The sequence below is a fragment of the Streptomyces sp. NPDC005281 genome, from assembly GCF_040607495.1.
In the GTDB taxonomy this organism is placed as follows: domain Bacteria; phylum Actinomycetota; class Actinomycetes; order Streptomycetales; family Streptomycetaceae; genus Streptomyces.
In genome coordinates this window covers 411,786-423,588 of sequence record NZ_JBEXGX010000004.1, presented here as the reverse complement: position 1 = coordinate 423,588, position 11,803 = coordinate 411,786, and the positions used below count along the sequence as shown (strand labels likewise).

Sequence of the window (11,803 nt, the reverse complement as noted above, 5' to 3'; positions counted from 1 at the left end):
AACAAGGACGCCGAGGCGCCGATCTTCGACCTCGTCGACTACGGAGTCGTCGGCGACCTCTTCGACGTCGTCCCCCAGCTCACCGAGGAGATCAAGACCCGCAAGGGCTGATCCCGCAGCGCTGAAGAGGGCCCCCGCGACCGCACCGGTCGCGGGGGCCTTCGTTCATCCCCGGGGTCCGCAGGGTCCCCGGGTTCCGCGGCCTCGGGCGCTCATCGCAGGGTCAGAGACGCCCGTACGGGCAGATGGTCGCTCGGGAACTGGCCGTGCAGCGAGAAGGTGTCGATGGCCGCCCGGTGCACCTCGGTGCCGGGGCCGGCGAGTATCCAGTCGATGCGGTCGCCGTCCGGTGTCAGCGGGGCGTAGCCGTGGAAGGTCGCGTACAGGCCGCTGCGCGAGGCGGCCGTGTCCCAGGTGTCGGTGAGCCCGGCGCCCAGCAGGATGTCGTAGACCTCGTTCCGGTGCGCAGGCACGTTGAAGTCGCCGGTCACGAGGACCGGGAGGGACGGATCGAACTCCGCGATCCGTTCGGCGATGAGCCCGGCGGCCCGCGTCCGCGCGTACTGGCTCGCGTGGTCCAGGTGGGTGTTGAGGATGTGGAACCGCCGTCCGCCGTCCGCCAGATCGCGAAAGCGCACCCAGGTGGCGATCCGGGGGAGCGCGGCGCCCCAGGTGTTCGAGCCGATCACCCGCGGGGTGTCCGAGAGCCAGAACGTGTCGTGCGCGAGCGGGGCGAGACGCCGGGTGTCGTAGAAGATCGCGACGGACTCGTCGCCGCTGCCGCCCTCCCTGCCGGTGCCGATCCACTCGTAGTGCGGGGCAAGGTCGGCCTCGATGTCGAGGAGTTGCTGGTAGAGGCCTTCCTGGGTGCCGATGACATGCGGTGACGCCTGGCGCAGCAGCTCGCGCATCACCGGACGGCGTACCGCCCAGCTGTGGGGTTCGACGGCGCTCGCGAAGCGCAGGTTGTAGGTCATGACGTCGAGGCGGGGACGGGATCGAGGGCTGGGGCGCCGGGTGGCGGAGGCCTGGGCCGTGGTGAGCAGGGGCAGGGCGACGGCGGCGGCCACCGCGTTTCTGAGCCCCGTACGGCGGGTCACTCTGCTGGAATTCGGCACGTGTGCTCCTTCGGTCGCGAGTCGGGTCGGGGCGCGCACCACCGGAGGGGAAGGAGGAACCCGGAAAGTCTGCCCGAGCGGACCGGGACGGGCGTGAACGACGCGGGGCCGTGGAGTGTCCCGCGGTCCACGAGGGTGTTGACCCGCGGGAAGCCCGCCGGATAACTTCATTCAACGGATTGTTGATTCCGTACTGCGGAAAACTGGAGGGTGTCGGATGGGTCAGGGTCAGCAGGAGAAGGTGGCGACGAGCCTCTCGGGCGCCGTCACCGCGGCGGTCGGCGCCTCCCTCGCCCCCGTCGACGCCGAACTGGAGCGCCGCTACCCAGGAGACCCCGGCACCCGGCAGCCCGTCCACACCGTGTACGTCCCCGGAGACTCGTTCGCCGCCGACACCGTCCGCGCCTGGGGCGACCGCGCCCTCGCCGCTCTCGACGAACACGCCCCCGACGCCGCCTCCTTCGCCGCCGTCCTCGGCCTCACCGACGAACTCGCCGGACCCGTGTACGACCGCGTTCGGGCCAAGCTGGAGCGCGAACCCGTCGAGGACCTGCGCGTCGACTTCGAGGACGGCTACGGCCCGCGCCCGGACGCCGAGGAGGACGCGACGGCGGCCCGCGCGGCCCGGCTGATCGCCGAGGCGTACGAGAACGGCACCGCGGCCCCGTACATGGGCATCCGCATGAAATGCATGGAGGCACCGGTCCGCGACCGGGGCATCCGCACCCTCGACATCTTCCTGACGGGCCTGATGAAGGCGGGCGGCCTGCCCGAGGGGCTCGTCCTCACCCTGCCCAAGGTGACGTACGCAGAGCAGGTCACCGCCATGGTCCGGCTGCTGGAGGAGTTCGAGAAGGCCCACGGCCTCGCGCCCGGCCGGATCGGCTTCGAGATCCAGATCGAGACCAGCCAGGCGATCCTCGCCGCCGACGGCACGGCCACCGTCGCCCGCATGATCCAGGCCGCGGACGGCCGCGCCACCGGACTGCACTACGGCACCTTCGACTACAGCGCCTGCCTCGGTGTCTCCGCCGCCCACCAGTCGAGCGACCACCCGGCCGCCGACCACGCCAAGGCGATCATGCAGGTCGCGGCCGCCGGCACCGGCGTACGCGTCTGCGACGGCTCCACCAACGTCCTGCCCGTCGGCCCCACCGACAAGGTCCACGACGCCTGGCGCCTGCACTACGGCCTCACCCGTCGCGCCCTGGCCCGCGCCTACTACCAGGGCTGGGACATGCACCCCGCCCACATCCCGACCCGCTACGCGGCCGTCTTCGCCTTCTACCGCGAAGGCTTCGAACAGGCCGCCACCCGCCTCTCCCGCTACGCCGGCCACGCCCCCGGCGACGTCCTGGACGAACCCGCGACGGCCAAGGCCCTCAGCGGCTACCTCCTGCGCGGCCTGGACTGCGGCGCCCTGGACCTCGCGGAGGTGGCCCGTGCGTCGGGCCTGACACGACACGAACTGGAAAACTTCGCGAAGCCGCGACGGGGGGATCTGACGGGGTCGGGCCGGTAGCGGTGTGGCCTGGACCGCGCCCCGCCCCGTCCGCGTGGTCCCCGTAGGTGTACGGGCCCCGGAGACGCCGAGGCCCGAGCGGGGCGGCGGGTGCAGTGAGCTGCCCGAGGCCGGTGCGGCTCGCCTCAGTGCGCCGGTGGCAGTTCGCCCGAGCCTCGGGTGATCAGGCGGGTCGGGAGTTCGACGCGTTCCGGGGTGATGAGGTTGCCGTCCAGTTGGCGGAAGAGGCGTTCGGCGGCTGTGCGGCCTAGGGCGGCGGCGTCCTGGGCGACGACGGTGACCCCCGGCTCCAGGAGGTCGGCGAGCTCGATGTCGTCGAAGCCGACCAGGGCGACGGGTCGGCCGCACTCGGCGATGACGCGGACGACGGTCACGGTGACACGGTTGTTGCCCGCGAAGACCGCGGTGACGGGCGAGGGGCCCGAGAGCATGTCCTCGGCCGCCTTGCGCACCCGCTGCGGATCGGTGACGCCGAGGGACATCCAGGCGTCCTCGACCGGTATCCCGGCGTCCTCCATGGCGGCCCGGTAACCGCGAAGCCGCTCCGCCGCGGTGTGGATGCGCGGCATGTCGCCGATGAAGCCGATCCGGCGGTGGCCGTGGGCGATCAGGTGGGCGACGCCGTCCCGGGCGCCGCCGAAACTGTCCGACAGGACGACGTCGGCGTCGATCCTCCCGGCCGGGCGGTCCACGAAGACCGTGGCGACGCCGGCCTTTATCTCCGGCTCCAGGTAGCGGTGGTCGTCACCGGCCGGGATCACGACCAGCCCGTCCACCCGGCGGGCGCAGAGCGCGAGGACCAGTTCCTGCTCGCGGTCCGGGTCCTCCGCGCTGGAACCGTTGATCAGCAGGGCTCCGTGCGCGCGGGCCACCTCCTCCACCGCACGGCTCAGCGGCCCGTAGAACGGGTCCGCGAGGTCCTCCAGGACCAGCCCGATGCTCGCGGTGCGGCCCTTGCGCAGCACCCGGGCACTGTCGTTGCGGCGGAAGCCCAGTGCCTCGATGGCCTCCTGGACGCGCCGCTCGGTGTCAGGGGTGACCCCGGGCTCGGCGTTGACCACGCGGGAGACCGTCTTCAGACCGACTCCCGCACGCGCCGCTACGTCCTTCATGGTCGGACGGTTTCCGTAGCGGTTCTCGGATCGGCGGGCGGTCTCGGCCACGATGTACTGTCCTGTCCTGTCGTCCACGGGGATGCGTAGGTCCATGGGGTTGTATGAGGATGTGGCGTCGAGCATAGAGCCTGGACAACGTTGTCAGATGCGGGAGACACTGTCCACCGCAATCTCCGGCCTGCGCCTTCCCCAGGGCGCACGGTCCCGGTGGTCCGCAGGCGCACTCCGCGCGGCGTACGACAGGGCCCGGTTCTGCCGGTTCCCCGGCCGCAGACCCCGGGCCCGCGGCGCGGCGGGCCCGTCACGACACCCCATGGGAGACCTGACTCTGATGCACACCGACCTCGTGGCCGCGCTCGACATCGGAGGCACCAAGATCGCCGGAGCGCTGGTGGACGGCCACGGCCGGATTCTCCTGCGCGCACAGCGTCCGACGCCCGCCAAGGAGGACGGCGCCACCGTGATGCGCGCCGTCGAGGACGTCATCGGTGAGCTCGCGGTCTCCCCGCTGTGGAGCAGGGCCGGAGCCCTGGGCATCGGCAGCGCCGGTCCGGTGGACGCCTCCGCGGGCACGGTGAGCCCGGTGAACGTCCCAGGTTGGAGGGGCTACCCGCTGGTCGATCGGGCCTCCGAGGCCGCGGGCGGACTGCCCGTCGAACTGATCGGCGACGGCGTCGCCATCACCGCGGCCGAACACTGGCAGGGCGCCGCCCGCGGCCACGACAACGCGCTGTGCATGGTCGTGTCCACCGGCGTGGGCGGCGGGCTCGTCCTGAACGGCCGCCTGCACGCGGGCCCCACCGGGAACGCGGGCCACATCGGACACATCAGTGTCGACCTGGACGGCGACCTCTGCCCCTGCGGCTCCCGTGGCTGTGTCGAGCGCATCGCCAGCGGCCCGAACATCGCCCGCCGCGCGCTGGAGGCGGGCTGGCAGCCAGGACCCGACGGCGACACCTCCGCCGCGGCGGTCGCCGAAGCCGCCCGCGCCGGTGACCCGGTCGCCGTGGCCTCCTTCGAGCGGGCCGCGCAGGCTCTCGCGGCGGGCATCGCGGCGACCGCGACCCTGGTCGAGATCGACATCGCCGTGATCGGCGGGGGAGTCGGCAAAGCGGGCGACGTGCTCTTCGCACCGCTGCGCCGGGCGCTGGCCGACTACGCCACGCTGTCCTTCGTCCAGCGGCTGACCGTCACGCCGGCCCTGATGGGCACCGACGCGGGCCTGGTCGGCGCGGCCGCCGCGGCACTCACCCGGAAGTCCCAGGCGGCCGGAGCGAGTGTCTGATCCGGCGGTGCCGGGGTGAGGTCCGGCGGTGCCGGGAGGAGTTCCGGTTTTGCCTCGGGGGTGGTGCGGAACGGGTCTGGTCGAGGCTCGCGCCGTTGCGGTGGTGCTGGGCGGGGGCGTGAGCTGACGCTCTCCGGTGCCGGGTGTGTCCGTAGCGCCGGGTGTGTGGCAGTGGAGACTGTGCGGTCTTGGTGCCGGGTGCGGGCCGTGGCGATGAGGGTGCCGCCGTGACGACGTGTTCCGTCGGGTGCCGGGCAGGACGGCCTCGTCAGTCACCGGGTCGGACGGCCCCGCCGGTCACCACCGGGTCGGACGGCCCCGCCGGTCACCACCGGGTCGGATGGCTCCGACGGTCGCTGCCAGGCAGGACGGCCCCGCCGGTCACCGCCAGGCATGACGCCCCCGCCGGTCATCAGGCCGGACAGGAAGTGTCCGGATTAAGGTGGCCGGTCCACCCGTGACCCTGTCCTGGGTTCGTAGTTGAACCGGGCATGAAGAAGCGCAGCATGCTCGCCATCGCCTCCCTCGCCACCGGCTTCGTCGTCGCGGCGATCACCCCGTCCCACGCCCTGAGCGGGGACACCCTGAGCGACCTGAACGTCAACGACTCGCTCAGCAAGGTCGATCACACCGTCGGCACCGACAGCCTGGCGGTCGACGAGGGCGCCCTCGGCGGCCAGAACAGCTGAGGTACCGCCGCGCCGCGCCGGTGTCCCCGCCACGGGGCCACCGGCGTCGCCTTGTCCGTGCCCTCATCAGCGGCTGGTTTCCGTGGCAGGGTGGAGCGGGCAAGCCACAGGGGGCCACAGAAGAGGGGGAATCGTGATCGTCTGGATCAACGGTGCTTTCGGTGCGGGGAAGACCACCGCCGCACGGGAACTGATCGAGCTGATCCCGAACAGCACGCTCTTCGACCCCGAGATCATCGGGGGCACACTCACACACCTGCTGCCGGCCAAGCACCTCGCCGAGGTCGGCGACTTCCAGGACCTGCCGATCTGGCGCCGGCTCGTGGTCGACACCGCGGCCGCCATGCTCGCCGAGCTCGGCGGAGTCCTCGTCGTCCCCATGACCCTGCTGCGGCAGGAGTACCGCGACGAGATCTTCGGCGGGCTGGCCGCGCGCCGGATTCCCGTACACCATGTGCTCCTCGCCCCGGCGGAAACGATCCTGCGGGAGCGAATATCCGGGCGGGAGGTGCCCCCGGACCTCCCCGACGGCGAGATGCGCGTGCGCCAGTGGTCCTACGACCACATCGAGACCTACCGCGCCGCGCTCCCGTGGCTCACCTCCGACGCCCATCCCGTGGACACCGGCGCGCTCACCCCGTACGAGACCGCCCTGCGCGTCGCCGAAGCCGTACGCACCGGGGAGGCACCCGTGTGCGACATCGTGCAGACTCCCGAACCCACCGCCGAGACGGTCGCCGCCGGAGTGCTCCTCTTCGACGAGAGCGACCGGGTCCTGCTCGTCGACCCGACGTACAAGGCGGGATGGGAGTTCCCCGGCGGGGTAGTGGAGACGGGCGAGGCCCCCGCCCGCGCCGGGATGCGCGAGGTCACCGAGGAGACCGGCATCACCCTCGACGAGGTGCCCGCCCTGCTCGTCGTCGACTGGGAGTCGCCCGCGCCGCCCGGATACGGCGGACTGCGGCTCCTCTTCGACGGCGGACGCCTCGACGAACAGGCCGTCCAGGGGCTCCTGCTCCCCGGACCGGAACTGCGTGGCTGGCGCTTCGTCACCGAGCAGGAGGCGGCCGACCTGCTGCCGCCCGTACGTTACGAACGGCTCCGCTGGGCCCTGCGGGCCCGCGAGCGCGGCGCGGCCCTGTACCTGGAGGCCGGAGTGCCGCTCGGCTGACATCGAGCCGTCCGCCGTCCGCCGTCCGCGGTCCGACATGGGCAGGGGCCCACGCCACCCGGCGTGGGCCCCTGCCCATGTACACGGACGGGCGATCAGTTCGCCGCGTAGTTCCGCAGGAACAGCGCCTCCGCGACCGACAGCCGCTCCAGCTCGTCCGGCGAGACGCTCTCGTTGACCGCGTGGATCTGCGCCTCCGGCTCGCTCAGGCCGATGAGCAGGATCTCCGTCTCGGGGTACAGCGAGGCCAGCGTGTTGCACAGCGGGATCGAGCCGCCCATGCCCGCCGACTGCATCTCCTGGCCCGGGTAGGCGACCGCCATGGCCTCGGCCATCGACGCGTACGCGGGGCTGGAGGTGTCGGCGCGGAACGCCTGGCCCTGCCCGATCCGCTCGGTGCTCACCAGCGCGCCCCACGGCGTGTGCGCCTCGATGTGCGCCTCGAGCAGCTTCGTCGCCTCGACCGCGTCGACGCCCGGCGGCACCCGCAGGCTGATCAGCGCACGGGCGCCCGCCTGCACCGACGGCGTGGCGCCGACGACCGGCGGGCAGTCGATCCCGAGCACCGTCACGGCCGGACGCGCCCAGACGCGGTCGGCCACCGTGCCGGAGCCGATGAGCTCCACCCCGTCGAGCACCTTGGCGTCCTCGCGGAACGCCTGCTCCTCGTACTGGAGGCCGTCCCACGCTTCCTCGGCCGCCAGGCCGTCCACGGTCGTCGAACCGTCCTTGGCCCGCAGCGAGTCCAGGACGCGGATCAGCGCCGCCAGCGCGTCGGGCGCGGCGCCCCCGAACTGCCCCGAGTGCAGGTTTCCTTCGAGGGTGTCCACCTGCACCCTTACGAGGGTCATGCCGCGCAGGGTCGCGGTCACCGTCGGCAGGCCCGCGCGGAAGTTGCCGGCGTCGCCGATGACGATGGTGTCGGCGGTCAGCAGCTCCGGGTGCGCCTCGGCGTACCGCTCGAGACCGCCGGTGCCCTGCTCCTCCGAACCCTCGACGATGACCTTGACGTTCACGGGAACGCCGCCGTTCGCCTTCAGGGCACGCAGCGCCAGCAGATGCATGACGACACCGCCCTTGCAGTCGGCGCTGCCCCGCCCGTACCAGCGGCCGTCACGCTCGACCAGCTCGAACGGGGGCGTCGTCCAGGACGTTTCGTCCAGCGGCGGCTGCACGTCGTAGTGCGCGTACAGCAGGACCGTCTTCGCGCCCTCGGGGCCCGGCAGGTAGCCGTACACCGACTGCGTGCCGTCCGGGGTGTCGAGCAGTGCCACGTCCTGGAAGCCCTCGGAGCGCAGCGCGTCGGCGATCCAGTTCGCCGCGCCCTCGCTCTCGCTCCTCGGATACTGGTCGAAGTCCGCCACCGACTTGAAGGCCACCAGCTCGGCGAGTTCCGTTTTCGCCCGGGGCATGAGCGAGGCGACGGTCTCGGCGACCGGATTCGACGACATGGGCACGCTCCTTGTGGGTGCGACGTTGTACTTCTGTGTACAGATGATCGAATGATGCGGACTGGTGTACAGGACGCATCCGTTGCAGATCCTCCCACAGCGGCCCGCGGTGACGCCCGCCGTAGGATGCGGGGGACAGGTGCGGCAGACGGCTGGACTGGGAGCAGTAGACCAACGTGAGCAGCGAGAACTCTTCAGCGGACGACGAGCGGCGTGCGACGGACGACGAACAGCAGGTGTGGGACGTCGTGGTCGTCGGCGCGGGGCCGGCGGGCGCCTCGGCCGCCTACGCGGCAGCGGTCGCGGGACGCAGCGTCCTGCTGCTGGAGAAGGCCGAACTGCCCCGCTACAAAACATGCGGGGGCGGCATCATCGGCCCCTCGCGCGACTCGCTGCCCCCCGGCTTCGAACTGCCGTTCAGAGACCGGGTGAATGCGGTCACCTTCTCGATGGACGGCAGGTTCGCCCGTACCAGGCGGTCCCGGCACATGCTGTTCGGGCTGATCAACCGCCCGGAGTTCGACCAGCAACTCGTCGAGTTCGCCCAGAAGGCGGGCGCCGAACTGCGTACGGGCGCCACGGTCTCGCGTGTCGAGCAGCACGGTTCGGCCGTGCCGGACCGGCGCACCGTCGCCGTGGTCCTCCAGGGCGGCGAGACCGTCCTGGCCCGGGCCGTGGTCGGCGCCGACGGCAGTGCCAGCCGGATAGGAGCGCACGTCGGCGTGAAGCTCGACCAGGTCGATCTCGGCCTGGAGGCCGAGATCCCGGTGCCGGAGACGGTCGCCGAGGACTGGCGGGGGCGCGTCCTGATCGACTGGGGCCCCATGCCCGGTAGTTACGGATGGGTCTTCCCCAAGGGGGACACGCTCACCGTGGGCGTGATCTCGGCGCGTGGCGAAGGCGCCGCCACCAAGCGGTACTTGGAGGACTTCATCGCCCGGCTCGGCCTCGCGGGCTTCGAACCGGCCATCTCCTCGGGCCACTTGACGCGCTGCCGCGCCGACGACTCGCCGCTGTCGCGCGGCCGGGTCCTCGTCTGCGGCGACGCGGCGGGACTGCTCGAACCCTGGACCCGTGAGGGCATCTCGTTCGCGCTGCGCTCGGGGAGGCTCGCGGGTGAGTGGGCGGTGCGGATCTCCGAGGCGCACGACGCGGTGGACGCCCGGCGCCAGGCACTGAACTACGCCTTCGCGATCAAGGCGGGGCTCGGCGTCGAGATGAGCGTCGGCAAGCGCCTGCTCGCGGCCTTCGAACGGCGCCCCGGCATGTTCCACGCGGGCCTCACCGGCCTGCGTCCGGTGTGGAAGGCCTTCACGGGGATCACCCGCGGCTCCACCACGCTCGGGGAGATCATCCGGAACCACCCGACGGTCGGGCGGGCCCTGACCGCCCTCGACCGCCGGCCCCAGGTGGCGGAGGGGGCGGCGGAGGCGGCGGCGGACTGACCGGGCCGTGGGGGTGTGGCGGCGTCAGCTCGCGACCGTGATCCGGAAGACCGGGTGGTCGGGAGCGATGCGCCGCAGCTCCTCGTCGGACGAGTCGGGACCGACGCCGCCGAAGAACACGCCGACCTCGGCCTTCCAGCGCTTGAGGTAGGCGCGCAGCAGCGACACCTTGTCGTCATCGGCCACCTCGACGGCGGTGAAGGTGTCGACCTTCTTGCCGAGCCTGAGCTCGCCCCCGCCTGCCGCCCGCATGTTGTGCGTCCACTGGACATGGCCGCGGGGCGCGACGAGGTACTGCTCGCCGTCCACGGTGAGCAGGTTGACGGGGGTCGTCCGCCACTCGCCGCTCTTGCGGCCGCGGACGGCCAGGACCCGTGAGCCCCAGACGCTGAGGCCGCGCCGGGTGATCCAGGCCACGGCGCGGTTGAAGACGTTGACGGTGAACCAGCCGGGCTTCTGGACGTGAGTGGACACGGTTACCTCTCGGGGTGCGTGGGGCGTGCGGGGCGGGTGGGTCTGTCGGGCATGTGGGTCTGCGGTCTGTGAGGCGCGTGGGTCTGAGGGGTATGTGGGTCTGTCGAGGCGCGTGTCGAGAGCGCCGATCCTTTTTGTGAGCACTGCTCTCGCTTGAGAAGAGTCTGCATCGGATCGGTGATCCAATGCAAGAGCAGCGCTCTCGTTTTTGTGCGGCGCTCTCTTTTGTGATCACCGTTCACCTTGTGGAGCGCCGATCTGTTTCCGGATCGCCGCTCTCGTTTGTGTGCACTGCTCTGAAAGCGTGGGACACTGCACCGTATGAGTACCGCGCGAGGGGCACGTGCCCGAGCCAGGATCGAGGTCACGGCGGCCATCAAGGACGAGGCGCGCAGACAGCTCGCCGCGGAGGGCGCCGCCAAGCTGTCCCTGCGGGCCGTGGCCCGCGAGCTGGGGATGGTCTCCTCCGCTCTCTACCGGTATTTCCCCAGCCGGGACGACCTGCTGACCGCGCTCATCATCGACGCCTACGACTCGCTCGGCGAGGCGGCCGAGTCGGCGCACGCCGAGGTGGCCGCCGCCGGCCCCCGGGACCGCTGGATCACCGTGTGCACGGCGGCGCGGCGCTGGGCGCTGGAGCATCCGCACGAGTACGCGCTCATCTACGGTTCCCCCGTCCCCGGGTACGTCGCGCCGCAGGAGACCGTTCCGTCCGCCTCGCGGGTGGGCCTGCTCCTGATCGGGGCCGTCCGGGACGCGTACCAGGGCAAGGGCGTGGCCCGTACGCCGCTGCCCGCCGGACTCAAGACCGAGGCCCAGCGGATGGTCGCGGATCTCGCGCCCGATCTGCCGCCCGAGGTGGTGGTGGCGCTGGTGGCCTCGTGGGCGCAGCTCTACGGACTGATCGGCTTCGAGTTGTTCGGCCAGTTCAACCGGGTGGTGGAGGACCGCGAGCCCTTCTTCAGGCATGCCGTGGGGCGGCTCGCGCACGAGGTGGGGCTGGTGTATCCGGAGCAGGGCGAGACCGTCGCAAGGCCGTCCACGGCGTAGGGCGGGCCGCCGTCGGTGTCGGGCGGACAGCCTCGACGCGCCCGGATCAGTTTCGGTGCCGGTCGGAGGACCGCATTCGGCACAAGTCGGGTCGCGGTCGTGTCGGCCGGACTGCTCGCGGGGCAGGCCGGACGGCTCGCGGCGTACGTCGGGGCGCCCTCGGCGTAATACGGACCGCACTCGGCGTACCTCTGGCCGAACTCGGTGAAGACCCGGCTGCACTCGGCGCGCGTCGGGCCGCGCGCCGAAGACCCGGCTGCACTCGGCGTAGGTCAGGCCGCCCTCGGCGTAGCGCTGGCCGCCCTCGGCGTAGCGCTGGCCGCCCTCGGCGTAGCGCTGGTCGCCCTCGGCGTATGCCCGGTCCCCCTCGGCGTGCGTCGGGTCGGCTTCGCTGCGGGCCGGGAGGGGGCGGTGTCGTACTCCGTGGGGAGTACGGGTGATCACCTCGCCCGGCGGACGCCGCCGCCGCGGTCGGCCGTCTAG

General features: G+C 72.0%; 11 protein-coding genes and 1 pseudogene. 8 read left to right on the top strand and 4 right to left on the bottom strand.

Annotated features, from left to right (window positions below):
- Window positions 1–111 (top strand): annotated as a pseudogene (locus ABZV42_RS08970) (electron transfer flavoprotein subunit alpha/FixB family protein); the annotation flags it as partial.
- A gap of 101 nt (window positions 112–212) precedes the next feature.
- On the opposite strand, the gene ABZV42_RS08965 reads toward ABZV42_RS08970, so the two are convergent.
- Complete coding sequence (locus ABZV42_RS08965; RefSeq protein WP_356051330.1) at window positions 213–1,118, bottom strand: endonuclease/exonuclease/phosphatase family protein; 906 nt, start codon at window positions 1,116–1,118, stop codon at window positions 213–215.
- Window positions 1,119–1,335: 217 nt separating this feature from the next.
- Between ABZV42_RS08965 and ABZV42_RS08960 the strand changes: the two genes are divergently transcribed.
- A complete protein-coding gene (locus tag ABZV42_RS08960; protein ID WP_356051328.1) occupies window positions 1,336–2,640 on the top strand; it encodes an aldolase/citrate lyase family protein in 1,305 nt (434 codons plus the stop codon).
- 125 nt (window positions 2,641–2,765) lie between these two features.
- Here the strand turns inward: ABZV42_RS08960 and ABZV42_RS08955 are convergent, their stop codons facing one another.
- Window positions 2,766–3,848, bottom strand: a complete 1,083-nt coding sequence (locus ABZV42_RS08955) for a LacI family DNA-binding transcriptional regulator (protein ID WP_355987741.1) — start codon at window positions 3,846–3,848, stop codon at window positions 2,766–2,768.
- Between the two features lie 238 nt (window positions 3,849–4,086).
- Between ABZV42_RS08955 and ABZV42_RS08950 the strand changes: the two genes are divergently transcribed.
- The 3 genes from ABZV42_RS08950 to ABZV42_RS08940 all read left to right on the top strand — a co-directional run bounded on the left by ABZV42_RS08950 (window position 4,087) and on the right by ABZV42_RS08940 (window position 6,900).
- A complete protein-coding gene (locus ABZV42_RS08950) occupies window positions 4,087–5,040 on the top strand; it encodes an ROK family protein (RefSeq protein ID WP_355987837.1) in 954 nt (317 codons plus the stop codon).
- Between the two features lie 491 nt (window positions 5,041–5,531).
- Complete coding sequence (locus tag ABZV42_RS08945) at window positions 5,532–5,729, top strand: hypothetical protein (RefSeq protein ID WP_355987743.1); 198 nt, start codon at window positions 5,532–5,534, stop codon at window positions 5,727–5,729.
- 130 nt (window positions 5,730–5,859) lie between these two features.
- Window positions 5,860–6,900: an NUDIX domain-containing protein gene (locus ABZV42_RS08940; protein WP_355987839.1), complete on the top strand. Its 1,041-nt coding sequence runs from the start codon at window positions 5,860–5,862 to the stop codon at window positions 6,898–6,900.
- Between the two features lie 95 nt (window positions 6,901–6,995).
- On the opposite strand, the gene ABZV42_RS08935 is transcribed toward ABZV42_RS08940, so the two are convergent.
- A complete protein-coding gene (locus tag ABZV42_RS08935) occupies window positions 6,996–8,351 on the bottom strand; it encodes a dipeptidase (RefSeq protein ID WP_355987745.1) in 1,356 nt (451 codons plus the stop codon).
- 176 nt (window positions 8,352–8,527) lie between these two features.
- On the opposite strand from ABZV42_RS08935, the gene ABZV42_RS08930 reads away from it, so the two are divergent.
- Window positions 8,528–9,796: a geranylgeranyl reductase family protein gene (locus ABZV42_RS08930; RefSeq protein ID WP_355987747.1), complete on the top strand. Its 1,269-nt coding sequence runs from the start codon at window positions 8,528–8,530 to the stop codon at window positions 9,794–9,796.
- A 24-nt stretch (window positions 9,797–9,820) separates the two neighbouring features.
- Here the strand turns inward: ABZV42_RS08930 and ABZV42_RS08925 are convergent, their stop codons facing one another.
- A complete protein-coding gene (locus ABZV42_RS08925; RefSeq protein WP_355987749.1) occupies window positions 9,821–10,270 on the bottom strand; it encodes a nitroreductase family deazaflavin-dependent oxidoreductase in 450 nt (149 codons plus the stop codon).
- A gap of 321 nt (window positions 10,271–10,591) precedes the next feature.
- Between ABZV42_RS08925 and ABZV42_RS08920 the strand changes: the two genes are divergently transcribed.
- Both ABZV42_RS08920 and ABZV42_RS08915 read left to right on the top strand, forming a co-directional pair.
- Entirely contained in the window at window positions 10,592–11,320 is a 729-nt protein-coding gene (locus tag ABZV42_RS08920; protein WP_355987751.1) for a TetR/AcrR family transcriptional regulator, read from the top strand.
- A gap of 204 nt (window positions 11,321–11,524) precedes the next feature.
- The gene (locus ABZV42_RS08915; RefSeq protein ID WP_356051326.1) at window positions 11,525–11,803 is read left to right on the top strand and encodes a hypothetical protein; all 279 of its coding nucleotides are present in this window, start codon (window positions 11,525–11,527) and stop codon (window positions 11,801–11,803) included.

What these genes read in the sequence shown, in the direction of transcription:
- ABZV42_RS08960 (WP_356051328.1), top strand. Translation starts at nt 1,336, where the DNA reads ATGGGTCAGGGTCAGCAGGAGAAGGTGGCGACGAGCCTCTCGGGCGCC.
- ABZV42_RS08955 (WP_355987741.1), bottom strand. Translation starts at nt 3,848, where the DNA reads ATGGACCTACGCATCCCCGTGGACGACAGGACAGGACAGTACATCGTG.
- ABZV42_RS08950 (WP_355987837.1), top strand. Translation starts at nt 4,087, where the DNA reads ATGCACACCGACCTCGTGGCCGCGCTCGACATCGGAGGCACCAAGATC.
- ABZV42_RS08945 (WP_355987743.1), top strand. Translation starts at nt 5,532, where the DNA reads ATGAAGAAGCGCAGCATGCTCGCCATCGCCTCCCTCGCCACCGGCTTC.
- ABZV42_RS08935 (WP_355987745.1), bottom strand. Translation starts at nt 8,351, where the DNA reads ATGTCGTCGAATCCGGTCGCCGAGACCGTCGCCTCGCTCATGCCCCGG.
- ABZV42_RS08920 (WP_355987751.1), top strand. Translation starts at nt 10,592, where the DNA reads ATGAGTACCGCGCGAGGGGCACGTGCCCGAGCCAGGATCGAGGTCACG.